General features: G+C 60.4%; 16 protein-coding genes. 14 read left to right on the top strand and 2 right to left on the bottom strand.

Features of this window, described 5'->3' with window-relative positions:
- Positions 1 to 128: 128 nt before the first annotated feature.
- Entirely contained in the window at positions 129 to 1,160 is a 1,032-nt protein-coding gene (locus ACKVY0_RS12450) for a DUF1501 domain-containing protein (RefSeq protein WP_409215144.1), read from the top strand.
- A 5-nt stretch (positions 1,161 to 1,165) separates the two neighbouring features.
- On the opposite strand, the gene ACKVY0_RS12445 is transcribed toward ACKVY0_RS12450, so the two are convergent.
- Positions 1,166 to 1,594 carry a hypothetical protein gene (locus ACKVY0_RS12445; protein ID WP_409215143.1) on the bottom strand — a complete coding sequence of 143 codons (429 nt, stop codon included), beginning with the start codon at positions 1,592 to 1,594 and terminating at the stop codon, positions 1,166 to 1,168.
- A gap of 89 nt (positions 1,595 to 1,683) precedes the next feature.
- Entirely contained in the window at positions 1,684 to 1,848 is a 165-nt protein-coding gene (locus ACKVY0_RS12440; protein WP_409215142.1) for a hypothetical protein, read from the bottom strand.
- An 87-nt stretch (positions 1,849 to 1,935) separates the two neighbouring features.
- Here ACKVY0_RS12440 and ACKVY0_RS12435 point away from each other — a divergent pair, with 87 nt between their 5' ends.
- The 13 genes from ACKVY0_RS12435 (at position 1,936) to ACKVY0_RS12375 (ending at position 25,275) form a co-directional block, all read left to right on the top strand.
- The gene (locus ACKVY0_RS12435) at positions 1,936 to 4,194 is read left to right on the top strand and encodes a DUF1549 domain-containing protein (protein ID WP_409215141.1); all 2,259 of its coding nucleotides are present in this window, start codon (positions 1,936 to 1,938) and stop codon (positions 4,192 to 4,194) included.
- A 112-nt stretch (positions 4,195 to 4,306) separates the two neighbouring features.
- Positions 4,307 to 6,928 (top strand): DUF1592 domain-containing protein, encoded by a 2,622-nt coding sequence (locus tag ACKVY0_RS12430; RefSeq protein WP_409215140.1) that lies wholly within the window; start codon positions 4,307 to 4,309, stop codon positions 6,926 to 6,928.
- Entirely contained in the window at positions 6,925 to 7,464 is a 540-nt protein-coding gene (locus ACKVY0_RS12425; protein ID WP_409215139.1) for a heavy-metal-associated domain-containing protein, read from the top strand. Before ACKVY0_RS12430 ends, ACKVY0_RS12425 begins: the two co-directional genes overlap by 4 nt.
- 4 nt (positions 7,465 to 7,468) lie before the next feature.
- On the top strand, positions 7,469 to 8,302 hold the full coding sequence (locus tag ACKVY0_RS12420; protein WP_409215138.1) for a KilA-N domain-containing protein: 834 nt from the start codon (positions 7,469 to 7,471) through the stop codon (positions 8,300 to 8,302).
- 27 nt (positions 8,303 to 8,329) lie between these two features.
- A complete protein-coding gene (locus ACKVY0_RS12415) occupies positions 8,330 to 9,586 on the top strand; it encodes a DUF1552 domain-containing protein (RefSeq protein WP_409215137.1) in 1,257 nt (418 codons plus the stop codon).
- A 176-nt stretch (positions 9,587 to 9,762) separates the two neighbouring features.
- Positions 9,763 to 12,360 carry a DUF1592 domain-containing protein gene (locus ACKVY0_RS12410; protein WP_409215136.1) on the top strand — a complete coding sequence of 866 codons (2,598 nt, stop codon included), beginning with the start codon at positions 9,763 to 9,765 and terminating at the stop codon, positions 12,358 to 12,360.
- The gene (locus ACKVY0_RS12405) at positions 12,357 to 12,917 is read left to right on the top strand and encodes a heavy-metal-associated domain-containing protein (RefSeq protein ID WP_409215135.1); all 561 of its coding nucleotides are present in this window, start codon (positions 12,357 to 12,359) and stop codon (positions 12,915 to 12,917) included. Before ACKVY0_RS12410 ends, ACKVY0_RS12405 begins: the two co-directional genes overlap by 4 nt.
- A 4-nt stretch (positions 12,918 to 12,921) precedes the next feature.
- Positions 12,922 to 14,169 (top strand): DUF1552 domain-containing protein, encoded by a 1,248-nt coding sequence (locus tag ACKVY0_RS12400; RefSeq protein ID WP_409215134.1) that lies wholly within the window; start codon positions 12,922 to 12,924, stop codon positions 14,167 to 14,169.
- A gap of 84 nt (positions 14,170 to 14,253) precedes the next feature.
- Positions 14,254 to 15,804 carry a hypothetical protein gene (locus tag ACKVY0_RS12395; protein ID WP_409215133.1) on the top strand — a complete coding sequence of 517 codons (1,551 nt, stop codon included), beginning with the start codon at positions 14,254 to 14,256 and terminating at the stop codon, positions 15,802 to 15,804.
- 110 nt (positions 15,805 to 15,914) lie between these two features.
- Entirely contained in the window at positions 15,915 to 17,021 is a 1,107-nt protein-coding gene (locus tag ACKVY0_RS12390; protein WP_409215132.1) for a Gfo/Idh/MocA family protein, read from the top strand.
- A gap of 58 nt (positions 17,022 to 17,079) precedes the next feature.
- A complete protein-coding gene (locus ACKVY0_RS12385) occupies positions 17,080 to 18,339 on the top strand; it encodes a DUF1552 domain-containing protein (protein WP_409215131.1) in 1,260 nt (419 codons plus the stop codon).
- A 21-nt stretch (positions 18,340 to 18,360) separates the two neighbouring features.
- Positions 18,361 to 20,832 carry a DUF1592 domain-containing protein gene (locus ACKVY0_RS12380; protein WP_409215130.1) on the top strand — a complete coding sequence of 824 codons (2,472 nt, stop codon included), beginning with the start codon at positions 18,361 to 18,363 and terminating at the stop codon, positions 20,830 to 20,832.
- A gap of 18 nt (positions 20,833 to 20,850) precedes the next feature.
- A complete protein-coding gene (locus ACKVY0_RS12375; protein WP_409215129.1) occupies positions 20,851 to 25,275 on the top strand; it encodes a PVC-type heme-binding CxxCH protein in 4,425 nt (1,474 codons plus the stop codon).
- The last annotated feature ends 45 nt before the right edge of the window (positions 25,276 to 25,320 follow it).

The raw sequence follows: 25,320 nt of genomic DNA, 5'->3' as shown, positions 1-25,320 counted from the left end.
CGACGTACGTCGGCCTGGGCTGGTTGTTGTCTTTGCTCGCGTGCGCACAGAATGCGCGCACGCGGTCCGTCCTAATGCTCGCGTCCACCAAAAATGTCAATGAATTTTTCTAACAAAGCAGAACTAGCGTGGACGACATCCAGATCGCCGAATACTTGCCGCGCACTGCAAAGCAGATGCACCACGGCAGTATCGTGCGCAGCATCACCTCCACGCAGGGGGCGCATGGGCCGGGGAACTACTTCATGCACACCAGCTATGAGGAGCGCGGCACCATTTTGCATCCCAGTCTTGGAGCGTGGCTCAGCGTGTTTCAGGGACCGGGCAATCCCGAATTGCCCTCTAGTGCTTACATTGGCAATTCTAGCCGTCATTCTGGCGCGGGTTTCTTTCCTCCAGTGCATACGCCGTTGTTCGTGAACAACCCCGAGGCGGGTTTGCGCGACATTGAACTGCCAAAGGGACTCACGCCTGACTCCCACAAGGCTCGCATGGACTTTGCTGGCGATCTCGATGCGTTGTTTCTCAAAAAGTATCCGCAGCGCGAGGTGAAAGCCTATGCCGAGGCCTACGATGGAGCCTTCAAGATGATGAAGAGCGCGGACATTGCCGCTTTTGATCTCACGCAGGAGAAAAAAGAGCTGCGCGAGCGCTACGGCAGCGATCCCTTTGGTCAGGGCTGCCTGCTGGCGCGGCGTTTGGTCGAGCATGGCATCCGTTTCGTCGAAGTCAGCCTGCATGGCTGGGACACGCACGCAAACAACTTCGTCGGCACGCCGGATCTCTGTGAAAAGCTCGACGCTGGCCTTGCTACGCTCGTCGAGGACTTGCGTCAGCGCGGCATGCTCAAGGACACGCTCGTCGTCGTCACGAGCGAGTTCGGCCGCACGCCGGAGATCAATGTGAACCAGGGCCGCGATCACTACCCGAAGGCGTTTTCCTCCGCGCTCTTCGGCGGCGGCGTGAAAGGCGGCAGCGTATTCGGCTCCACCGACAAAACAGGTGCTGAGATTGAGTCCGATGCGCTCCGCGTTCCCGATTTCAATGCCACGCTCGCCTACGCGCTCGGCCTGCCGCTGGAGCAGATCGTGCACTCGCCCACGATGCGTCCCTTCACCGTCGCGAACAAGGGCAAGCCTGCTACGAGCCTCTTCGCATGAGACCTTCAACCGATCATCAAATCGAATGGCAGGATGCCTGCGACGGTCTTGACGAAGTTGTCCGGCTTAGCGTCCAAAATAAGCAGGCCGTCCGTCCCGCGTATCCAGCCGAAAAACGAGTTGGGGATCGGCTCGAAGCCGCGTTCAGCCATGTAAGCGGCGATCTCTTCGAGCGAAGGCGCGGGATCATCCGGCTCTGCGGCGATCAACCACTGCTGCGAGATGACCATCGAGCATCCACCCGGCACGGCATCGACGAGTTGCGATTCCTTGGCGGACAAGATGATGCCTTCAAAGCGGAGGTCATCATCGAAGAGCTGGCTGAGCGCGGCAAACCGCTGAAGGTATTGCAGCGGCGTCGCCATCGCGGGAATCCATCCATCCGCCGACCGCACAGGCGTCATACCAAAGGTGCCATTCCAGGTGCGCTTCACCACGCGCTGGTCACTCGGTCGAAAGCGCACCTCATGTTCGCTGGTCTCATCCGAAACCAGAGGAAGCGCCTCAAAATCCTCCTCGCGGATCAGGCACTGGCGGGCTTCGGCCCACTCGATGGGCCGCCGAACCTGACTTTGTGCGAGGCTTTCGCCTGGCGCAGCACAAGCTCCAGCGAGGGCGGAGGCTGCTTCGCCAAAGCCTGCCGTGTCGCCACATCTCGTGGGTGCGGAGTGAGTTTGCTCTTGATCATGCTGCGCAGTGTTCCCGCTGAGCGTGGCTTTGTCAATTCGTCGCTCTGTGCGCCACAGCGCAGGCGTTCCAACCCATTTCTCCTGCCATGAAGCTCGCTATTCTCCTCCCGCTTCTCCTTACCACTGCCTCGCTCGCAGAAACGACGCTCCAGCAGCACGCCGCAGCCATTGATCGTGTGCTGGAGACGCACTGGCAGGTGAAAAAGGTCACGCCGAACCCGCCGGCGAGTGATGAGACCTTTCTGCGGCGCATCTATCTCGATCTCGCTGGACGCATCCCAACGACGGCGGAGGCGCGGCAGTTTCTCAACTCAAGTGCAAGTAGCAAGCGTAGCGCTTTGATCGACGAGTTGCTCCAACGCGAGAGCTACGCCTCGCACTTCTTCAACGTGTGGGCCGATGTGCTGCGCTTCAAGACGCACTACGTCAACACGTCGAACGTCATCCCATCCGCCTATCGCCGCTACATCCGCGAGAGCCTGCGCGACAACAAGCCCTACGATGTCTTCGTGCGCGAGATGCTCTCCGCCAAAGGCTACGCGTGGGACAATCCAGCCATCGGCTACTACCAGCGCGATCCCGACATGCCGCTGGACAACATGGCACTTACTTCGCGCATCTTTCTCGGCACGCGCATTGAGTGCGCGCAGTGTCACAACGATCCCTTCGACAAATGGCTGCAAACCGATTTCTACCAGCTCGCCGCCTACACGCATGCCAACAAGTCGGTGAACGAGGCCTTTGAAGGCGCGCGCGTCGAGATCAAACGCCGCCAGGACCTCATCGAGGCCGATTTCAAAGCGGAAAAGAAAACCGCCACCGATGGCGGCAAAGTGGCGGAAGCGAGAAAGCAGCAGCGCCTCGATGACATGCACTACCGGCCCGTGGTTGGCGTGATCAAGAACCCCGTGGGCCAGCTTTTGAGCCCCATCGGCCTGAATCGGAAAGCGGACAGCGTTTTGAAGCTGCCGCACGACTTCAAAGAGGATGACGGCAAGCCTTTCGATGTGATGATGCCCGCCTCGCTCATGGGCGAGGCTGCGTCGATTACTGTGGGTCAGGACTCTGCCGAGGCTTTTGCGAACTGGGTCACCTCGCCGAAGAATCCGCGTTTCACACGCGTCATCGTGAACCGCCTGTGGCGGCAGATGCTTGGCCTGCCGGTCGCGGAACGCTTCGACAACTTGCGTGACGATACCAAGGCGATGATTCCCGAACTCGAGGAGCATCTCATCCAACTCATGATCACGCTGCGCTACGATATGAAGGCATTCCTTGGCACCATCGCACGCACGCGGGTGTATCAGGCGCAGGCCAGCAGCGAGGCACATTCACTGGGATCAGTTTACCACTTCCCCGGCCCTTTATTGCGCCGCATGAGCGCGGAGCAGGTGTGGGATTCGCTCGTGGCGCTCATCTCGCATGATCCAGACGCGCGTGACACGCAGCGCGAGTTCAACGACGCGCGCCGCGTCGGCATCTCGCAGATGGTTTGCGATGCCTATCTGGCCTTTGACGGCAAAAAGCTCGTGGATATCGCCTACGAGGCGCTCGGGCCTGACATGGAGCTGCAGGCCAAAGATGCCGCCATCATGGAGGAGATGACGCAGGCAAACCGCACCAAAGACGACGCGAAAGTGCTGACCCTGCGTCACGCCCAGGGAGACATCCGCCGCGAGCGTGCGACGAAGATGGTCGAGAAGTTCATCAAACCCGTCTTGAACGGCCTAGCTGAGCAAAAAGGCGTCCAGGTCTTTGAAGACACGCTCTACAAGATCAATCCCAACCCTGGCGTGTTGGTGAGCGAAACCTGGCGGCGTATGTGGCTCCCCGGCTACGGTCCCAAACCGGCTACTGAAGCCGAGTTGAAGGCCGTAGAGGCTCAAAAGGTCGTGCAGTTCACCGAACTGGCCCAGCGCCTGCAAATCCCCGCCGAAAAGCAAAACGACTTCATCACGCACACGAAGAAAATCCTCGCCGACTGGCATCGCGCCTCCGAACTCGACTCTCCCGCGCCTCGCGGTCATCCGCTCCGCACCTTGGGCCAAAGCGACCGCGATTTCGTCGAAAACGCCAACCTCCAAGCCTCCATACCACAAGCCCTCATGCTCATGAACAACGAGATCATGACCGACAAGGCCCTGCTTTCCCCGTGGTCGCCACTGATGCTCAACGTGACCCAAGCCACGACAGCCGACCGACAACTCGAAGCGGCCTACCTGGCCCTTTTGAGCCGTAAACCCACCGCCGAAGAAAAAGCCCTCTGTGCTGCACGAAAGCTCACATGCGCCGAAGACACCATCCATGCGCTGCTGAACACGAAGGCGTTCCTGTTTATTGAGTAGCATTCACACAACCGCCTCCGCAGCACTCAGCCGTCGCGTTTAGAAATGAGCGCCTGATGATGTGGACCCAGAAGTGAAAAAAAGCTAGAACTGAGGGCGATTGCTTCCTCACATGCGTCTGCCATTTCTCTTCCTGTTCCTACTGATTCCCGGTTTGCCCTCGCAGGCAGACCCCGCTGCTTTTTTCGAGCAGCATTGCGTGAAGTGTCACGATGCGGAGGTACAGAAGGGCAATCTCGATCTCACGGCGCTCAAGGCGGACTATACGAATGCGGAGGACTTCGCGCGGTGGGTGAAGATTCATGATCACATCCAGTCGGGGGAGATGCCGCCGAAGAAGGAGAAGCAGCGGCCGGAGGCGGGCGCGGTCAAGGCGGTGGTCGGAGAGCTGTCGAAATCGCTCACCACAGCCGAGCGGGCGCGGAATGATCAAGCAAACCGCACGAGCGTGCGGCGGATGACGCGGGTGGAGTATGAACACACGTTGCGGGATCTGTTTCACATGCCTGGGATCGCTTTGCAGATGATGCTGCCGACGGATGGCAGTGCGCTGGGCTTTGATACGAATGCGGATGCGCTGGATGTGTCGCACGTCAATTTGTCGAAATACATTGAGGCGGCGGACAAGGCGCTGGACATGGCCATCGCGGTGCAGCCGGAGGCTCCGCCGGTGGAGTCGGTGCGGCTCTCGCTGGCGCGGAACTACCATCCTGACATCATGTTGATCCAGGGCGATGCGATGCTGTTTCGCGACAAGAAGATCGATCCTGAGTTCCCGCCTGCGGGTGAGTATGCGCACATCAATCATGGTGCGCATGAGCAGATCGGCATGTTTGATCGCATGAGCAGCGTGGGCGTGTTCCGGCATGAGGATGAGTCGTTCAGCTCCTACTTTCAGAAGTTCGTCGTGCTGCATCCGGGCATGTATCGCGCCAAGGCCTCGTTTTGGAGCCTGTGGTGGGATAAGGGCCAAATTTTGCCCGCTCGCGGTGTGGAGGCCGCGCGGCTCTCGGTGGTGCAGTTCAATGAAAATGGCCGTGGAGGGCAGCATCCGAGTTATGTGCTCGGTTATTACGATGCGCCGTCGCTGGAGTCGAAAATTCACGAGCTGGAGCTGTGGATGAATCCGAAGGAGGCCTTTGGCTTCAACACCGCCTCACTCGCGCCAGTGGTGCTGTATCGTGTGGGCACGTGGGGGCAGGTGAATCGCACGATGGGCTTCACCGGGCCGTGCATCGTGAGTGATTGGCTGGATGTGGAGGGGCCGTTTCATGACGTGTGGCCGCCGCGCAGTCATCAGGTGCTCTTTGGGGAGCGGAAGCTTACGGAGTTCAAAACAGCCGTGCAAAAGAGCGTGCGTGCGCCGACGCGAAATCCGCTGAAACAGGAAGTCATCGGCGCGGACAACCGGCCCACGCCGATCAAAGGCATCTGGACCGTGCAGCCGGAGGATGCGCTGGCGGAGGCGGACAAGCTGCTGGCGAGTTTTCTTCCGAAGGCGTTTCGTCGTCCGGTCGAAGCTGCCACGCGCCAGGGTTATCTCGGGCTGGTGGAGACTCGGTTGAAAGCGGGCGATTGCTTTGAGACGGCGATGCGCTTCGCCTATCGCACGGCCTTGTGCTCGCCGGACTTTTTATATCACATCGAGCCTGCTGGCCGATTGGATGACTTCGCGCTGGCTTCGAGGCTTTCGTATTGGCTGTGGAGATCGCAGCCGGATGATGAACTGACTGCGCTGGCAGCCCAGGGCGGCCTGCGTGATGCGAAAACGCTCACAGCGCAGTTTGAGCGGCTCTTGAAGGACAAGAAGGCGCAGCGCTTCATCGACGATTTCCTCGGCCAGTGGCTAAAGCTGCGCAGCATCGCCGCGAATGACCCGGACAAGCAGCTTTACCCGGAATTTAACCCTTACATGCAGGATTCGATGGTGGCAGAGACGCGGGCGTATTTCCGCGAACTGATCGAAAAGAATTACGACGCCGGATACTTGATCAAAAGCGACTTCGCCATGCTCAATGAGAAGCTCGCGGTGCTTTACGGCATCAAAGGCGTGAGCGGGCCGAAGATTCGCCGTGTGAAACTGCCGGACGGCTGTGAGCGCGGCGGATTTCTCACCCAGGCTGCGGTTTTGAAGGTGACGGCGAATGGCACCACCACCTCGCCTGTGCCGCGTGGTGCCTTTGTGATGGCCCGCCTGCTCGGCCAGCCGCCTGATCCGCCGCCGCCAAATGTGCCCGCCGTAGAGCCGGACGTGCAGGGCACCACGACGATCCGCGAGATGCTGGACAAGCACCGCAACAACGCTGCGTGTGCTGGTTGCCACGCGAAGATCGATCCGCCGGGCTTCGCGCTGGAGGCCTTTGATGTCATCGGCGGCTTCCGCGACCGTTACCGCTCGCTCAATGACAAAGCCGAGCCTGCGCCGCGTGGCAGCATCGACCCGAAAATCCCGATCAAGTTCAAGCTGGGCCCGAAAGTCGATGCAACCGGTGCGCTGACCGACGGACGTCCCTTCAAAGACATCCGGGAATTCAAAGAGATCATCAGCGCGGACAAACATCGTCTGCTGCACAATCTCGCACGGCAGTTGCTCGTCTTCGCGACCGGTCGGGACACCGCGTTTGGTGATCGCGCCGCGCTGGAGGAGACCGTGACCCGTGCGGAGAAAAACGGCGGCGGTATCCGCACGCTCATGAACGAAATCGCCCACAGCACCCTGTTTCAAACACGATGAGACTCTACACCGCCATTCTATGCCTCGCGCTCACTTCGCTGCATGCGGAGGAAATGACCGTGCGCATCCTCGGCTTCAGCCATGAGGAACGTATCGCGGATTTTCACAAAATGATCGCCACCTTGCCGGAGCTAAAGCTCGTCACACTCGACGCCGACAAAGCGAGCGCGACGCTGAGCTACGACCCGCTGGTCCTGCTTGGTAAACCGAAGCCGAAGCCCGAAGAACTCGCGCCGGAGAAGATTCTGGAGCGCATCGATAACCTGATCGGCAAAGCCAGCGTGCGCACCTTTACCGCGACGAAAGCAACCGGCATCGCAGACGGCAAACTGACGCAGGTGCAGGTCAAAGTCGGCGTGCTGGACTGCAAAGGCTGCCGCTACGGAGCCTACATCGCCATCGCCAAGATCGAGGGCGTCGAGCGTGCCAGCGTGAACTCCGACAGCCGCACGCTCACCGCGTGGATCGATGCCACGAAGACGAACAAAGAAGCCATCGAAGCCGCGCTGAAGAAGGCGCGGGTGGAGCTGCACTGAGGCCATGAAAAAGCCAGTCAAAACCAGCATTGAAGTCCAGGGCACGGAAATCACCGTGCTGAACACATCTGATGGTCAGTTCATCTCCCTGACAGACATGCTAAAGGCCAAGGACGGCGACTTCTTCATCTCCGACTGGCTGCGCAACCGCAACACCGTCGAATTTCTGGGCATCTGGGAAACGGTTCATAACCCACATTTTAATTCCGGCGAATTCGCCATAATTAGAAGTCAGGCAGGTCTGAACAGCTACAAGCTCAGTGTGAAAGACTGGGTGGAAAAGACGGGAGCCATCGGTCTCCGCGCCAGCGCAGGACGCTATGGAGGCACCTTTGCCCACCCTGATCTGGCCTTTGAGTTCGGCATGTGGATCAGCCCTGAGTTCAAAATCTATCTCATCAAGGAGTTTCAGAGGTTGAAAGAGGATGAGAGCCGCAGGTTGTCTCTAGCCTGGAACCTCAACCGCACCTTATCCAAGCTGAACTACCGCATCCACACCGACGCGATCAAGGCGAACCTCATCCCGCCAGAGGTCACTGCCGCTCAAGCGGCCATGATGTATGCGAACGAGGCCGATCTGTTGAACGTGGCTCTTTTTGGCCGCACCGCCCGCCAATGGCGCGACGCCAATCCCAAACTTGATGGCAACATGCGTGACCATGCCTCCATTGAGCAATTGCTTGTGTTGGCAAACATGGAAAGTCTCAATGCTGAACTCATTCACATGGCCCTGCCTTCAGGTGATCGGCTGCGAAAGCTCAACGCCATCGCCATCCGCCAGATGCGTACACTCACGGCCAGCGCGGCCAGGTTACTACCCTTTCGTGATAACCCCTGAACCTTTACTTCTCTCAACTTGTATCCCATGAACATCAGCACTCAAAAGCACCTCTCCCGCCGCACACTGCTCCGCGCAGCCGGGGCGACCATCGGCCTGCCCTTTCTCGAAGCGATGCTGCCGTCCTTTGCCCGAGCAGATGAGGCGCGGAAGCTGCCGCGCCGTCTCGTGGCCATTCAGACAAACATGGGCATCATCCCGCAGTATTTCTTCCCCGAGCAGGCGGGCGCGGACTACAAACTCACCCCGTATCTGGAGAAGCTCGCCGCGCATCGGCAGCAGATGACGATCTTCTCCGGTTGCAGTCATCCCGGCGTCACCGGAGGCCACGCGGCGGAGAAATGCTTCCTCACCGGCACGCCGCATCCAGATCGCGGCGGCTTCCGCAACACGGTGTCGCTTGATCAGTTCGCGGCGGAGCACATTGGCAATGAGACGCGGTTTCCGTCGCTCAGTCTCGCTTGCAGCAACGAAGGTGGGCCGACTTTGAGCTACACGCGCAGCGGTGCGCCGGTGGCACCGGACAAGAGTCCACGGAAGCTGTTTGAGAAGCTCTTTGTGCAAGGCAAGCCCGGCGAGATCGAAGCCAACGTCGAAGCCTTGCGCCAGGGCCGCAGCATGCTCGACTTCGTGGGCGAGCAATCGAAGCGCCTGAGCAAAACTTTGTCCAAAAGCGATCAGCAGCGGCTCGATCAATACTTCACCAGCGTGCGTGAACTGGAGCAGCGCATGAGCAGTGCCGAGGCCTGGGAATACAAGCCGAAGCCCGTCGTGCAGGCGCAGCCACCGCAGGACATCGACGACGCAAAGGAGTTCGTCCAGCGCACACGACTCACGCTCGATGTGGTGAAACTGGCGCTGGAGACCGACAGCTCGCGGCTGATCACATTCTTCATCGACACCACCGTCATCCACGCCATCACGCATCACGGCAATCGTCCCGAGGCACTCGCGGAACTCAGTGAGCATGAATCCGCCCAGTTCGGTGCCTTGAACGACTTCCTCACTCAGCTCGCCACGACGAAGGAAGGCGGAAGTTCACTGCTGGAGAGCACGATGGTGCTTTACGGCACCTGCATGGGCAGCGCTAGCTCCCACAGCAATGTCAATCTACCCGCGCTGCTCGCTGGCGGTGGCTTCAAGCACGGCCAGCACCTCGCTTTCGACAAAACAAACAACTACCCGCTCACCAACCTCTACGTCTCCATCCTGCAACGCCTCGGCATCGAAGCCGGAGAGTTTTCCACCGGCAAAACGACGATGAAGGGGCTGGAGATGGCGTGAAAGCTAAAGCGCTGACCGTGCTGATTGAGCCTACGCTTGCCGCGAATGGGAATGCAATGGCCAGCCGATCGAAGCCAAGGCGTGGATTCCACTCGTGATGCAACCAAAAGCCGGGCGCTGAGGTGTGCCAAAGATGGGTTGAAAAAGATAAGGAAGTAAGGGCGATTCATTTTTACATGCGTCCCACAATCGTCCTCCCGCTCGTGTTTTTGTTCAACCTGCCCGTTCTGGCAGAACTGCCGGCGTTTCTGGAGCAGCACTGTGTGAAATGCCACGATGCGGACACGCAGAAGGGCAATCTCGATCTCACGGCACTCAAGGCGGACTATGCGAATGCAGAAAACTTTGCGCACTGGGTGAAGATTCATGATCGCATCCAGTCCGGTGAGATGCCGCCGAAGAAGGAGAAGCGTCCTGCGGAGGCGGAAACGAAGGCGATGACGGCGGCACTGGCGCAATCCCTCATCGTTGCGGAGCGTGCCCAGTTGGATGCAACCAGCCGCACGAGCGTGCGGCGCATGACGCGGGTCGAGTATGAGAACACGGTGCGCGATCTTTTCGACATGCCGGGCCTCGCGCTACAAATCCTGCTGCCTGCCGATGGCACCGCGCATGGTTTTGACAAAAATGCTGACGCACTTGAGGTCTCGCACGTCAACGTCGCCAAGTATGTTGAAGCGGCTGATCTCGCGCTCGATCTGGCCATTGCCACCCGGCCCAAGGCACCTGCATCGCAAAAGGTGCATCTCTCACTGCTCAATCGCGGCGGCCAGGGCGCGTATCTGTCGATGCAGGGCGATTTGGTCGTGCTGCGGGATCAAAAAGCCGATCCCGCTTTCCCGCCCGCCAGCGAGCACCGTCACCTCGATCAGGGTGCACACGAGCGCATCAGCAGTTTTGAAACAGACAGTTCCGTCGGTGTCTTCCGCCGCGAGGATGAATCGGTGAACTACTACTTTCGCGGCCACACCACGATCTATCCTGGCCGCTATCGCGTGCGCACGTCGCTTTGGTCGTTTCAATGGGACAAGGGCAAGGTGCTGCCCGCACGCGGCACCGAGGCGGCACGGCTCGCCGTGGTGCAATTAACCTCCGATGGGCGCGGCGGCCAGCACCCGAACTACACGCTCGATTACTTCGACGCACCTTCGCTCAAACCAACTGAGCATGAACTCGAAGTGTGGATGAATCACAACGAGTTGATGGGCTTTGATGTCGCTTCGCTCGCACCGGCGGCAAACTACAGCCGTAAAGACCGCGCCATGGGCTTCACCGGCCCGGGCATCGCGGTTGACTGGATGGATGTCGAAGGACCGATCCATGATGTGTGGCCACCACGCTCGCACCAGTTGCTGTTTGGCGATCTGCCGATCGAGGAATTCATCGCGAAGGATCATCCCGACGTCCGCGTGCCTGCGCGCAAGAACTGGGAGAAAACATGGCTGCGTGGTGGCAAGAACAAGGCTGATCCGGTCACGGGTATTTGGACGGTCCGCAGCGACAACCCACTCGCCGATGCGCAGCGATTGCTGGCGGCCTTTTTGCCGAAAGCATTCCGCAAACCCGTCGCTGATGCTACGCTCAAGGCCTACATCGACATCGTCGCGGGCCGCCTGCAAGCCGGTGAATGCTTCGAATCGGCCATGCGCGAGGCCTACCGCTCGGCGCTGTGCTCGCCGGACTTTTTGTATCATGCCGAGCCGGAAATCAAGCTCGCGCAGCACGCGCTGGCCTGCCGCCTCAGCTACTTCCTCTGGAACTCTGCGCCTGATGCCGAACTCGTCGCCGCCAATCTGCACGACGCCAAAATCCTGCGTGCGCAAACCGAGCGTCTGCTGCGCGACGCGAAATCGCAGCGCTTTGTCGAAGACTTCCTTGGCCAATGGCTCAAGCTCCGCCTCATCGCCGCGAATGATCCCGACAAGAAGCTGTATCCCGAGTTCAGCCCGTATTTGCAGGACAGCATGGTCGCAGAAACACGCGCCTACTTCCGCGAACTCATCAACAAGGATCTCAACGCCACGCATCTAGTGAAATCCGGCTTCGCCATGCTCAATCAGAAGCTCGCCACGCACTACGGCATCGACGGCGTCGTCGGGCCAAAGATTCGTCGCGTTGAATTGCCACAGGATTGCCCACGCGGCGGTTTCCTCACTCAGGCGGCCATTTTGAAGATCACCGCGAACGGCACCACCACCTCGCCGGTCGTGCGCGGGGCTTTTGTGCTCGATCGTTTGCTCGGTCAGCCGCCGGATCCGCCGCCAAGCAGTGTTGCTGCCGTCGAACCCGACGTGCGCGGCACCACGACGATCCGCGAGCAGCTAGCGCAGCATCGCAACAACGCCATCTGCGCAAGCTGTCACGCCAAGATTGATCCGCCGGGATTTGCTCTCGAATCCTTCGATGTCATCGGCGGTCAGCGCGACCGCTACCGCATCGTTGTCGAAGGCACGGGCGATCCCGCACCACGCGGCAGCATTGATCCCTTCATCGGCATCAGCTTCAAGCTCGGCCCCAAGGTCGATCCCGCCGGCGAAATGATCGGCGACCTGACCTTCACCGACATTCGCGACATGCAGCGCCTTCTTGCCGCAAAACCTGAGTTGCTGCTGCGCGCCCTCGCGCAAAACCTGCTCAGCTACAGCACCGGCCATGAAGTCGCTTTCAGCGACCGCCCCGCGCTCAAGGCCATCCTTGATAAAACCGGCCCGCAAGGCGGCGTTCGCACGCTCATTCACGCCATCATTCAAAGCCCGCTCTTCCAAACCCGATGAAGCCTCTTGCCATCTTGATCATGCTCACGCTGTCGGCGACCGCCGCCGAGCAAACCGTCCAATACAGCGTGCGCGGCCTGTTTCAGCCCGATCGCAAAGACGCGCTCATCAAGGCCGCCACAGCGCTCGAAAACTGCCGCCTCATCGAAGTGAACTACGATCTCGCCCGTGCCACTTTCGCCTACGATGACGAAGCACAGGGCTTCAAGAAGGCCAAGCCGGAGCAGATCCTCCAGCAGATCGACAACCAGGTCCGCAACGCCACCAACCACACCTTCACACTCCAGCAACCGCGCGCTCTTGCCGATGACAAGCTCAAGCGCATCGAGTTCACCATCGAAGGTCTGGACTGCCTCGGCTGCTCCTATGGCGCGTATTCCACCGTCGTCGCGATTGAGGGCGTCGAGCGCGCCACCGCCAGCTTTCACGATGGCAGACTCATCGCCTTCATTGATCCCGCCAAAACCAGCCGTGAGGCTGTGGCGGAGGTTTTGAAGAAGAAAGACATCAAGATCGTAGAAACTACTGACAAGCAAGAACCCAAGCCCAAGAACTGACGTCATGCACATCCCCCGCACTCCTCTCAACCGTCGCGCCTTCCTGCGTGGAGCCGGCGTCACGCTCACGCTGCCGTTGCTCGAAGCCATGCAGCCTGTGTTTGGCTCCCAGGCCAAATTGAGCATCCCGCGCCGCATGGTTTGCATCCAGACGAACATGGGCATCCTGCCGCAGTTTTTCTTCCCTGAGCAAGCCGGACGTGATTACGCCCCCAGTCCCTATTTGGAGCGCTTGAAGGCGCATCGCGATCAAATCACCGTGTTTTCCGGCGTCAGCTATCCCGGTGTCGATGGCGGCCACACCGCGCAGAAGTGTTTCCTCACCGGCACACCGCATCCGGCACGCGGCGGCTTCCGCAACGGCATCTCGCTCGATCAATTCGCCGCTGAAGAGGTCGGCAATCAAACGCGGCATCCTTCGCTCGTGCTCGCCGTCACCAACGAGAACGCCACGATGAGCTTCACACGCAACGGCGCCTCCATTCCCTCCGAGCAGAGTCCGAAGAAGCTTTTTGAGCGGTTGTTTCTCCAAGGCAACGCCAAAGAAGTCGCCAGCAACGTCGAAGCGCTGCAGCGTGGCCGCAGCCTGATGGATTTCGTCAGCGATCAATCCAAACGCCTTGGCAAAACGCTCTCCAAGAACGACCAGAACCGTCTCGATCAATACTACACCGCCGTGCGTGAACTGGAGCAGCGCCTGCACAGCGCCCAGGAGTGGGAAACCAAGCCCAAGCCCGCCGTCGCCGCCAAAGCGCCCGACGAAATCACCGACGCGAAGGAATTCGTCCGCCGCACGGAGCAGACCTTTGACGTGATGAAGCTCGCGCTGGAGACCGACAGCACGCGCGTGATCTCGCTCTTCATCGACACCACCGTCATCCACAACATCACGCACCATGGCAATCGCCCCGAAGTGCTCGGTGAGCTGCGCGGGCATGAAGAACGCCAGTTCGACGCCCTCAACGGCTTCCTCAACGCCATGCGCGACACGAAGGAACAGGACTCCAACCTGCTTGAACGCACTCAAGTGCTCTACGGCACCTGCATGGGTAGCGCGAACTCGCACAGCAACGTCAACCTGCCCGTCCTGCTCGCCGGTGGCGGCTTCAAGCACGGCCAGCATCTCGCCTTCGACAAAGTGAACAATCACCCGCTAACCAATCTGCACGTCTCCATGCTCCAGCGCATCGGCATCAAGGCTGGCGAGTTCTCCACAGGCAAGAGCACGATGAAGGGTCTGGAGATGGTGTGAGGACCGAATCGCTGACCGTGCAGATGAAACCTGAAGAGCGTGGGAAAGAAGAAGTAACCGCCTCTGCCAGACGTATGGAAGGTCGTGCGCCCTCTCATCACTCTGATCCTGACGTCCACTGCTGTCTCCGCTTTTGGCGGAGAACCGCCGCGAATCGGCAAGACGCATCAGCTTTTCCTTGATGATCACCTCATTGAGCACACGGAACATCTGACGCGGCGGGTGCAGCAGGCGCGAAAGCATGAGGCGAATCCGATGATCGTGCCACGCGCAAAGTGGGAGCCGGAGGGTTACTTTTTGCCTTCGGTGATCTTTGATGAGGAGGAGCGCATCTGCAAAGCGTGGATCGATGGCGGTGGGCCGGGTGTGTTTTACTTCACGAGCAAGGACGGTATCGCGTGGGAGCGGCCGAAGCTGCATTTGTTTCCGCAGTTCGACGCGGAGCCGACGAATCGGGTGATCCTGAGCGGTTTTGAGTTTGATCAAAAGGAAGCACCACAGGAAAAGTTGGCCTACCTGCGCTCGCGCGAGCGTGGGTGGGCTTATTTTTGCTATGCGAGCGGTGTCATCAAAGACAAGCGCGAAACGGACCCGCAGAAGCGCTACAAGATGGCCTACCTGTGGATTGACCGAAAGTTTCAGCGCACTCCCACATCGAAGCCGGGCAAACTCACCGCGCTGGGCGTGGCCTTTAGCCCGGATGGCATCCAGTGGACGCCGCACAACGAACCGGCGAGCTACGCCACGCTCGATGCGCCGATCCATGTGAACTGGGATGAGAAACGCCAACGCTGGATCATGCTCGGCCGGGCCTTTGGTGTCGTATCGGATGAAAAGAAGGCCGCGCATGCTGCTGAGCCAAATTTGCAATACAACGCGGGCCGCGCCGTGATCCGCTGCGAGAGCACGGACTTCATCCACTGGACGCCGGCGAAGGGCGATCTCGTTTTGGCGAGTGATGCCAAGGACTCGCCCACCACCGAGATTTATGACATGCGCAGCATTCCGTATGAGGGGCTGCACATCGGCCTTGTGCACATTTTTTTGAATGATCCCGACGGCGTCACGCTGCCGATCCAACTCGGCATCAGCCGCGATAACAAAACGTGGCAGCGAATCAGCGACCGCTCGCCATTTCTCGCGCAGGGCGGCTTCGGCGAGTGGGATCGCAGCGTGATCTCGCCGCCGACGAGTGATCCGCTCGTCGTCAGTGATGAGTTGTGGTTCTACTACACGGGTCGAAACGGCCTGCACAGCACACGCTGGATTCCTGAGGACAATCCGAAGCTGCTGCCCGGTGTGTCGCCGTTTCGCGGCTCGCTGGGCCTCGCCACGATCAAGCGCGACCGCTTTGTCGCGATGGAGGGCAACTACCGGCCCGGCATCTTGCGCACGAAGCCCTTCATTCACGATGGCGGCGTGCTGCACGTGAATGCGGCGGTGAAGTTTGGCCGCGTCACTGTGAACCTGCTCGATGAGTCAGGCACTTCGATTCAAAAAATCACGATCAACGAACGCGATGCCATCGACATCGCCGTCCCCGAGTTGACGAAGCTCAGCGCTCGTAAAGGCCAGCCGGTGAGGCTGGAGTTCAGTGTGAAAAACGGGCGGCTGTTTTCGTTTTGGATGGAGTGATGCCCTGTCAGCCTTCTGGCCTTTCATAAGGCTGCGTCGCGGCTCGTTCTTGCTCACTCGCTTGATTTTTCCCGTCCTGCATTCCACCTTCACCACCCAATCATCAGACTATGGCAAACAAAGTCAGAATAGGCATCATCGGAGCCGGAGCGGTTTCGGATTATCATCATGTTCCCGGCATTCGGCTTGATCCGCGTTGTGAACTGGTCGCGATCGCGGATCCCAATGAGGCGTTGCTGCAGCAGCGGCAGAAGGACTGGGGGCCAACGCGGGCTTATGCGAACTATGAAGATCTGGCCCGTGATCCGGAGGTCGATGCGGTCATCATTGCCACGCCGAATTTCACTCACCTCGCGCAGACGCTGGCCTGCCTGGAGGGCAATAAGCATGTGATGTGCGAAAAGCCGCTGGGGCTGAGCTTCGAGGAATCGGCCCAGATGTTTCGGGCGGCGCGGGATCGGGGACTGCGGCACATGACGGCGTTCACCTACCGTTTTGCGCCGTCCATGCGTTATGTGCGGCATTTGGTGAAGAGTGGTGCGCTGGGCACGCCGCGCCACTTCCGCAGTCAGCGCTTTCTCGACTGGCCGGAAACCAGCTGGGGCTGGCGCCAATACAAGAAGCTTGCCGGCGCAGGCGACCTCTTCGACATGACTATTCACCGCATTGATTTCTCCCAGGATCTGATGGGGCCGATCAAGTCCATCTGCGGCGCGGTGGCTCAGTTCGCCCCACGTGACAAGACGGTGGACGGGCAGCCTTGTGCTCCGTCCGAGGTCGATGACTGGTCGTCTTTGATCGGCCTGTTCGACAATGGTGCCACCGGCGTTTGGGAAGGCAGCACCCTCATGAAAGGCCACCACAACAATGGCTTTGGTTACGAATGGGCGGAAGTGAATGGCTCGGAAGGCTCAGCGGCGTATCAGCTCACGGACCCGAACAACGTGATCCTGGGCAAATACGGCGGCACGATGGAAAAGGTGCCGGTCCCCAAGGAGTTCCTGGTGATCCCTGGCAGCCCGCGCGATCCGACCCAAGGCGTGCCCAGCACCGTGTTCCGCTACGACCTTGTCTGGGAGTTTGTCTCCGCCATTGTGGAGGGCCGCGATGCTGTGCCAGGCTTCGACCATGGGGCCACCGCCCAAGCCGTGGCCGACGCGGTGCTGGAGTCATTCGAGAAACGCGCCTGGGTGGAAATCCAGGCGGACCTCGGGTAACTTGAAGGTCCATCCGTTCTTGATGACGCGCCGTATCACACCATTCTCGATCCCACTCATGAAAACCAATCGCCGCCAATTTCTTCGCGCCAGTTCCACGCTGCTCGCGCTGCCGTGGTTGGAGACTTTTGCCGAAGGTGGCTCTCCCACGCCGCCAAAGCGCATCATCACTGTGTGCACCAATTTTGGCCTTTATGGGCCATCGTTCTTTCCCTCCACGGCAGGGGCGGATTACGAGATGAGCGAGTATCTGCAGGTGCTGAAGGACTTTCGCAATGACTTCACCGTCTTCTCCGGCATCTCGCATCCGGACATCGGCGGCGATCATGCGTCGGAGTCCTGTTTCCTCACCAGCGCCAAGCGCCCCACCCAGCCGGGCTTTCGCAACACGGTGTCGATGGATGTGCTGGCCTCCCAGCATGCCGCCGGTGCCACGCGCTTTCCGCTGCTGACCTTCAGCACGCTGAATGGCAGCCCGCTCTCCTACACCATGACCGGGGCAAACATCCCGGCCCTGACCACGCCGTCGCAGATTTACGCGAAAATGTTCCTCGCGGGCACCAAGGCGGAAATGGAAAAGGAACTTCAACGCCTGCGCAGCGGTCACAGTCTGCTCGACAACATGAAAGAGCGCCTCGGCGACCTGGGACGCACCGTCAGCAAGCACGACCAGCAGCAGCTTGCCGACTACGCGGAAGCCGTGCGCGAGATGGAAAAGCAACTGGTGGCCGAGGAGGCCTGGATCCATCGCCCCAAGCCCACGGTCACCGATCCTCAGCCCACGGAAGGCTACCCCAGCCCCTTCGCCGATCTCAGCGACTCCATCGGCCGGGCGAAGATCATGTTTCAACTGGCCAAACTCGCCGTGCAGACCGACTCGACCCGCGTGGTCAGTGTCTTCATCCGCGGCTCGGATGCAAAACCACCCATCAATGGTGTCGATCAGGGCCATCACGACCTTTCGCATCACGGCCGCAGCGAGGAAAAGATCGCCAAATTGAAGATCATCGAGACAGTGAAAATGAATGCCTTCCGCGAACTGCTGACCGGATTGAAGGAAACCAAGGAAGGCGGCGGCAGCCTGCTGGACAGCACTCAGGTGCTCATCGGCAGCAATCTCGGCGATGCCAGCGGCCACGGCACCAGCAACCTGCCCATCCTGCTCGCGGGCGGCGGCTACAAGCACGGCCGGCACATCGCCGGTGATGTGAGCAAGAACACGCCCCTCGCCAAACTCTTCGTCAACATGCTGCAGCGCTTCGGCGTCGAGGCCGGCAAGTTCGGCTCGGGCGAGGGAACCATCGATGCTCTGATTTGATCCGCTTGATCTCTGCGAACCATGAGAACATCGCTCCTTTCCTTATTCGTCCTGTCCCTGCTCAGCACCACGCAGAGCGGACTCGCCGCCGACCCGGCCGACTCCTTCAAGAAAAACGTGCAACCCGTGCTCAAAGAGCACTGCACGAGCTGCCACGGCAAGACGAAGCAGAAGGCAAACATCAACTTCGCCGCGGCCCGCACGCCCGAGCAACTCAGCACCGATGCCGAGCTGTGGATGCGCATGGCGGATCAAATCGAGGCCGGAACCATGCCGCCCGATGATGAAGCGCCTCTCACGCCCAAACAACGCCAGGCCGTCCTCGATTGGGTGCGTGGTCCGCTTTCCGCCGAACTCGCCAGCATCCGCCAACGCGAGGGCCGCAGCCATTTGCGCCGCCTTTCCCGGGAAGAGTGGGGCAACACGGTGCTCGACATCCTCGGCATCCGCCCCGCGGTGAACCGTCATTTGCCGCCAGATGGCCGCGTGGATGGTTACGACAAGATCAGCGAGGCGCTCCCCTTTTCCGCCGCCGGAATGGAAGGCTTCATGAAAACGGCCGAGGACACCATCCACACACTCCTCACCGCGCCCAAAACCGCCGACCCGAAAACCAACGGCACCGTGCGAGCCTTTGCCATGCCCAGCCAGGCGTCGCCGGGGCATCTTCTGGAATTGCCCGATGGCACGGTGGTCTCGTTCAATTCCGACCTGAGCTCTGGGCCGCTCGGCACCAAGGACGAAAAGGGCAATTTCAGGTATATCCCCATCCGCGTGCCCGGCGTGCACAAGCTGCGCCTGTCCGTCTATGGCTATCAAACCGACAAGCCGCTCCCCTTTGGCATCTATGCCGGGCATACAGGGGCCTACCCGCAGATGGTGAGCCTCGCAGGCACACTCAGCGCCCAGCCCGGCAAACCCACGGTGCTGGAGACGGAGATTTACTTCCGCACCACTCCGAACAACGACCTCTCGCCCGTCACAGACAGCTTTCGCCTCGTGCCCTTTGGCCTCGGCGTGCCCGTGCCGAAAAATAACCTCGCCAGCAAGCTGGGCACCGGCCCCGGCCTCGCAGTGCAATGGGTGGACATCATCGAGCCGGAGCTGCCCTTGCCCGGATACCGCTTCCTGATGGCAGATTTCTCCGAACCGATGCGCAAGCTGATCGAGGCTGAGCCCTGGGATCTGAAGAAAGCCCTCGCCGCCGTGGATCGCGAGCAGCTTCGCCAGTCACTGGAAAAAACCATCCGCCGGGTCGGGGCACGTTTTTTCCGCCGCGACCTCACGGATGCCGAAGCCACGCGTCCCGCGCAGTCCTTCCTGGAGCGCCTCGATAACGGGGAACAACCGCGCGCCCTCTTCGCCGAGTCCATCGTCAAGCTCATGACCGCGCCGGACAGCCTCTCCATCATCGAACAGCCGGGCCGTCTCAGCGACTTCGCCCTCGCCACCCGCCTCGGGTATTTCCTCAACAACTCCACTCCCGACGAGGAACTGCTCACCCTCGCCCGCCAGGGCAAGCTCAGCGACTCCCAGACCCTGCGTGAGCAAACCGAGCGCCTCCTCAAGTCGCCAAAAGCCGAGCGTTTCATCAAGGACTTCACCGATCAATGGCTCGGCCTCTGGGCCATGGACAGCACCTCACCCGACGCTTACGTGTATCCCGAATACGACGACTACTTGAAGCTCTCCAGCACGATGGAGACACAGGCCACCTTCCGCCACATGCTCGCCGAGAACCTCAGCGTCGTGGATTTCGTCGCGCCGAAGTGGGCGCTCCTCAATGAGCGTCTCGCCAGGCACTACGGACTGCCCGCGTGCGAAGGCTTCGATCTCCGCCGCGTCGATCTGCCTGCCGACACGCCCTACGGCGGCGTGTGGACCCAATCCGCCACCATGAAGGTCACCGCCAACGGCACACTCACCTCGCCCATCAAACGCGGCGTCTGGGTCGCCGAGCGCCTCCTCGGCATCAAGATCCCACCGCCCCCGCCCGCCGCCGGTAGCGTCACTCCCGACATCAGTGGTGCCACAACCCTGCGCGAACAAATCGCCCTCCACAGCAGCAAAGGCTCCTGTCAGGCCTGCCATGCCAAGTTCGACGGGTATGGGTTCGCGCTGGAGAGCTTTGATGTCACCGGAGCCTACCGCACCGCTTATCGCGTTCCCGACCCCGAGGTTATCAAGCTGCACGCCCATCAGCGCAAAACCCCCACCTGGAAAAACGGCCTCCTCGTGGACAGCGCTGGCACCACGCCCGATGGCAAGGATTTCAAAGGCATCACCGCCCTCCGTGAAAAGCTTGCCGAAAATCCCGCTCGGCTCGCCCACGGCGTCGTCCGCCACCTCATCACCTACGCCACCGGCCAACCCGCTACCGCCGTGGACACCCCCGCCATCCAAACCATCGTCAAATCCACCGCCAAAGATAAATACGGGCTGCGGTCGCTGGTGCACGGCGTCGTGCAAAGCGACGTGTTTCGGATGAAATAGGTGAAATTAACATCAACCATGAAACCATTCGCCATGCTCTTCGCGCTTCTGCTCACGATCATTCGATCGTCCGCTGCACCCGTCCCGCTTTTTGACGGCAAGACTTTCACCGGCTGGGAGGGCGACACGGCGAAAACGTGGCGAATCGAGAATGGCCAGATCATCGCCGGCAAACCGGACGTAAAGCAGCCGCGCAACGAGTTTCTCTGCACCACTCGCGACTACGCGGATTTTGAACTGCGTCTCGAATACCGCCGCGGTGAGAACAACGGCGGCATCCAGTTCCGCAGTGAGCGCGTGCCGAATCACCACGAAGTCAGCGGCTATCAGGCGGACTTCGCGCCGGGCATCGATGGATGTCTTTACGATGAGTCGCGGCGGAACCGCTTTCTCGCTGTGTTCGGCGTGGCGGATGTGGATCTCTCGAGTGAGGCGGGACGTCCGGGCGCTCTGATCAAGCAGGCGCTCGATTCGAAGGCGGAGAACGCGAAGAAGCTCGGGCTCGGCGAGTGGAATCGCTACCGTATCCGCACCGAGGGGCCACGCATCCAGCTTTGGATCAATGATGTGCTCGCGGTGGATTACACGGAGACAGACGCGGGCATCCCGCGCACCGGCAAGATCGCGATTCAGATCCACAGCGAGGCGACTGAGATTCGGTATCGGAACATCACCATCGAAGAGTTGGACGTGAAGCCCGCGCCCCACGGAGCATTTCGACTCAAGGCCAATGATGTCATCGCACTCACCGGCGGATCAAATATCGAGCGCACACGCTTTAATGGATTCCTGCAGACGCACCTTGTCGCGTCGAAGCCGGAACTGAGGATCAAGGTTCGCAACTTCGGCTGGGAGGGTGACACGGTCTTCGAGCAGTGGCGCGATGGCGGCAATGTCGAGCAACTCGACGCGAAACGCCAGGAGGCCGAGCGCCGCATCCAGGCGGAGACGGGCTCGACGAGCTGGCGGCAGCAGCGCGACTGGCGGCAGCAACTCAAAGAAGTCGGCGCGACTGTGGTGATCGCGCAGTTTGGGCAGATGGAATCGCTCAATGGCGTGGAGAAGCTGCCGCAGTTCATGGCGGCGTATGAGAAGCTGATCGCGGAGTTTGCCGACGAAGCGCGCCGCGTGGTGCTGGTCGCGCCGGTGGCTTTCGAGGGGAAGATGGCGATGCACAACGAGAGCCTCGCTGGTTACACGAATGCGATTCGCGAGCTGGCGGCTAAGCTGGGAGTTCCATTCATCGAGATCGATCTCTTGGGAGCAGACCGGGGCCCGCTCACGGAAAATGGCTATCAACTTTCCGAAGCGGGTCATCGCTTTGTCGCCGATCGCATCGCGCTGGGGCTCGGCTTCTCGACGGTCGTGAACGACTCCGTCCGCAAGGAAGTCGTCGAGTTTGAGCGCCTGTGGTTCGACTACTGGCGGCCGATGAACTGGGCCTTCCTCAGCGGCGACCGCACCACGCAGCCTTACTCGCAGGACTGGAAGGATCCCTCGAAGCGCATCTTTCCGCAGGAGATGCAGGACTTCCTGCCGCTGCTCAGCCAGGCCGAGGAAAACATCGCACTCGCGCTCGTGGGGAAACCGGTGAAGCCTATCGGCATCCGTTCGTCGATTCCCGTCGACCCGCCAACCGCGAAACCGCTGTCGCCCGAAGAGGAACTCGCGAGCTTCAAGATCCTCGATGGCTTTCAGGTGAATCTTTTCGCCAGCGAGGCGGATGGAGTCGTAAAGCCGATCCAGATGCGCTGGGACGAGCGCGGCCGCTTGTGGGTCGCGTGCGCGGTAAGCTACCCGCAGATCAAGCCGGGCGAAAAGGCGAACGACTACGTGCTCGTGTGCGAGGACACGGACGGCGATGGTCGCGCGGACAAGTTCAGCAAGTTTGTCGAGGGACTGTTCATGCCCAGCGGACTCGAATTCGGCGACGGCGGACTCTACGTCGCGCAAGGCACGGAGCTGCTGCATTTTAAGGACACCGATGGCGACGGCCGCGCGGACACGAAGCGCATCATGCTCGGCGGATTCGGCACGGCGGATTCGCACCAGATGATCAACTGCATCAACTGGGGCTTCGGCGGCGAGCTGTGGTTCACGCAGGGGCATCACATTTACTCGCGCGTGGAGACTCCGTTCGGCGTGGAGACGCTGAACCGCGCCGGCGTGTGGCGTCTGCGCCCGCGCACGGGGCATCTCGATCCGTTTTTCCAGTTCTCCTCCGCGAGTGCGAATTGCTGGGGCGTCGTCACCACGGAACACGGCCAGCCATTTCACAAGAGCGGCGCAAACATCGGCGCATTTTTCAGCACGCCGGGCCTCGTGCGCTCCAGCCTCGCGGTGAACGCGCAGGCGATGAATCTCTGCCTCGCGCCGATCAAGCAGGTCGGCATGGAGTTTCTGCACAGCAGCCATTTTCCGGGCGAAATGCAGGGCCGTGTGATCATCGGTGGCTACTACGCGAACCTGCTGGAGTGGCATGAGCTGAAGCTCGAGAACGGCATGTTCTCCACGAACCTGCTGCCAAACATCATCGAGACGAAGAGCAACGTCTTCCGTCCGGTCGAAGTCCGCATGGGACCGGATGGCGGCATCTACGTGGCCGATTGGTATAACCCGATCATCGGTCACTACCAGGCGAGCTACCGGCATCCGGATCGCGACAAGCAACACGGGCGTGTTTGGCGCGTGACGTGGAAACGCGGCGAGAAGGTAACGCCAGTAAAACTGTCCCATGCGAGCGTCGTTGAGCTGCTAGAACAGGTGGATTCGAAAGAGCGCTGGGCGTGGTATCAGGCGAAGCGTCTGCTCATCGGGCGAGACAGCCAGGAAGTGCTCGCCGCACTCAAGACATGGGCGCCGAATCAGAACGACTACCGCAAACTCCAGGCGCTCTCGCTTTACGAAGCGCATGAGTCGCCTCAGCCGCAATTGCTCAAAGAACTGCTGCGCGCAAAGGACGCCCGCATCCGCGCCTGCGCCACGCGAACGCTGAGCACCTGGGCCCGCGATGGACGACTTCCCGGCGCTCTGAATCTGCTGGAGACACAGATCGCCGATGAAGACGCGCTCGTGCGGCTCGAGGCCATTGTCGCCGCGAGCTATGTGAGCGATCCTCACTCCGCCACCGTGGCCGCTCGGGCGCTCGACAAGGAATTCAACGCCTACCACCTGCACGCGCTCACCAAAACTCTTCATGCTCTGAATCCGCTCTGGTCGCCGTTGCTCGCAGTTGGGAAATTTGCCTTCGACAGGGACGAGCACCTCATCTTCGCCCTTCAAAACGGCTGGGTGGAAAATAACCCGGATGATTTGAAAGCCCTCTCCGGTGCGCCCGTGGCCTACAAGCCGAACGTCGCATCCGCAAACGTCACCGCCATCATCCGCGCGCAGATCGAGAAGCATCGCAGCGACGGCACCAAACAAGCGACCTGGCTCAAGGCGCTCGCCGCCGTCGCGAGCACGGATGATCTCCCGCTCATCTTCGAGCACGGTGGAAAAAATGCTGCCGTCCTCGCCGCATTGAATTCCCACAAGCCAACGGACGCGGAGAAATGGGTCGAACCGCTGCTTGGCAGCCCTGATGTCGCCTTGCGCGCTCAGGCGTTGAGGCTCGCCGGAATGTGGAAGCTCACCGCGTTCACCGATCGCATCCGCAACATCGCCTTCGACGACAACGCATCGCAACGAGCCGAGGCACTCGATGCGCTCCTCAACATCGAGCCGGATGCCGTGGTGACCCACGTGCTGCAACGAATTGGTTCCGTCAAGACTCCGCAGGCTGCCGCATCGTTGCTCAGCCCGATCGTCGCGCGCACCGCAGGCCACGGTGCGCTCACCCGCGTCTTACAAAGGCCTGACGCCCTCTCCGCCGCCACCGCGAAAGTCGTTCTGCAAGCCCTCAATAGCATCGGACACAGCCACGCGAAGCTCTCGCCCTTGCTCATGAAACTCGCCGGTATCAATACCGCCCTGCCTGTCTACACCAAGGACTACGTCGCCCACATCGTGAAAGTCGCGCAGACCACCGGCACCGCCACCGAAGGCAAAACGATTTACGAGCGGACCGGCTGCATCGCCTGTCACATTCCTGGAGCCGCGCAGAGCAAGATCGGACCGGACCTGAGCGCCATCGCACGCGGACTGCCTATCGACATGATCGTCACTGAAGTCGTGTGGCCCGCGCTTAACGTGAAGGAGGGCTACGAAGCCGTCACCGCCACAAAGCAAGACGGCAGCGTCATCACCGGCTTCAAGCAGGTCGACGCCGCCGACGCCATCGCCATCCGAGACATGACCACTGGCGCTATCAAGACTGTTCGAAAAGCTGACACAGTAAAAATTCAAACCGGCGGCAGCCTGATGCCCGACGGTCTCACTGCCGGCCTCACCGAGCAGGACCTCGCCCACCTCATCCGCTACCTCAGCGAACTCGGGAAGTGACGGCGTTCACACTTCGCCTTCCGCTTTCGAACTCGGACACTTCAC

It is taken from the genome of Prosthecobacter sp., from assembly GCF_046154365.1.
Lineage (GTDB): Bacteria > Verrucomicrobiota > Verrucomicrobiia > Verrucomicrobiales > Verrucomicrobiaceae > Prosthecobacter.
Note: the sequence above shows the minus strand (reverse complement) of the source record. Positions and strands in the feature narration are given on the sequence as shown.

What these genes read in the sequence shown, in the direction of transcription:
- ACKVY0_RS12430 (WP_409215140.1), top strand. Translation starts at nt 4,307, where the DNA reads ATGCGTCTGCCATTTCTCTTCCTGTTCCTACTGATTCCCGGTTTGCCC.
- ACKVY0_RS12385 (WP_409215131.1), top strand. Translation starts at nt 17,080, where the DNA reads ATGAAAACCAATCGCCGCCAATTTCTTCGCGCCAGTTCCACGCTGCTC.
- ACKVY0_RS12380 (WP_409215130.1), top strand. Translation starts at nt 18,361, where the DNA reads ATGAGAACATCGCTCCTTTCCTTATTCGTCCTGTCCCTGCTCAGCACC.
- ACKVY0_RS12435 (WP_409215141.1), top strand. Translation starts at nt 1,936, where the DNA reads ATGAAGCTCGCTATTCTCCTCCCGCTTCTCCTTACCACTGCCTCGCTC.
- ACKVY0_RS12400 (WP_409215134.1), top strand. Translation starts at nt 12,922, where the DNA reads ATGCACATCCCCCGCACTCCTCTCAACCGTCGCGCCTTCCTGCGTGGA.
- ACKVY0_RS12420 (WP_409215138.1), top strand. Translation starts at nt 7,469, where the DNA reads ATGAAAAAGCCAGTCAAAACCAGCATTGAAGTCCAGGGCACGGAAATC.
- ACKVY0_RS12425 (WP_409215139.1), top strand. Translation starts at nt 6,925, where the DNA reads ATGAGACTCTACACCGCCATTCTATGCCTCGCGCTCACTTCGCTGCAT.
- ACKVY0_RS12415 (WP_409215137.1), top strand. Translation starts at nt 8,330, where the DNA reads ATGAACATCAGCACTCAAAAGCACCTCTCCCGCCGCACACTGCTCCGC.
- ACKVY0_RS12410 (WP_409215136.1), top strand. Translation starts at nt 9,763, where the DNA reads ATGCGTCCCACAATCGTCCTCCCGCTCGTGTTTTTGTTCAACCTGCCC.
- ACKVY0_RS12440 (WP_409215142.1), bottom strand. Translation starts at nt 1,848, where the DNA reads ATGATCAAGAGCAAACTCACTCCGCACCCACGAGATGTGGCGACACGG.
- ACKVY0_RS12375 (WP_409215129.1), top strand. Translation starts at nt 20,851, where the DNA reads ATGAAACCATTCGCCATGCTCTTCGCGCTTCTGCTCACGATCATTCGA.
- ACKVY0_RS12405 (WP_409215135.1), top strand. Translation starts at nt 12,357, where the DNA reads ATGAAGCCTCTTGCCATCTTGATCATGCTCACGCTGTCGGCGACCGCC.
- ACKVY0_RS12390 (WP_409215132.1), top strand. Translation starts at nt 15,915, where the DNA reads ATGGCAAACAAAGTCAGAATAGGCATCATCGGAGCCGGAGCGGTTTCG.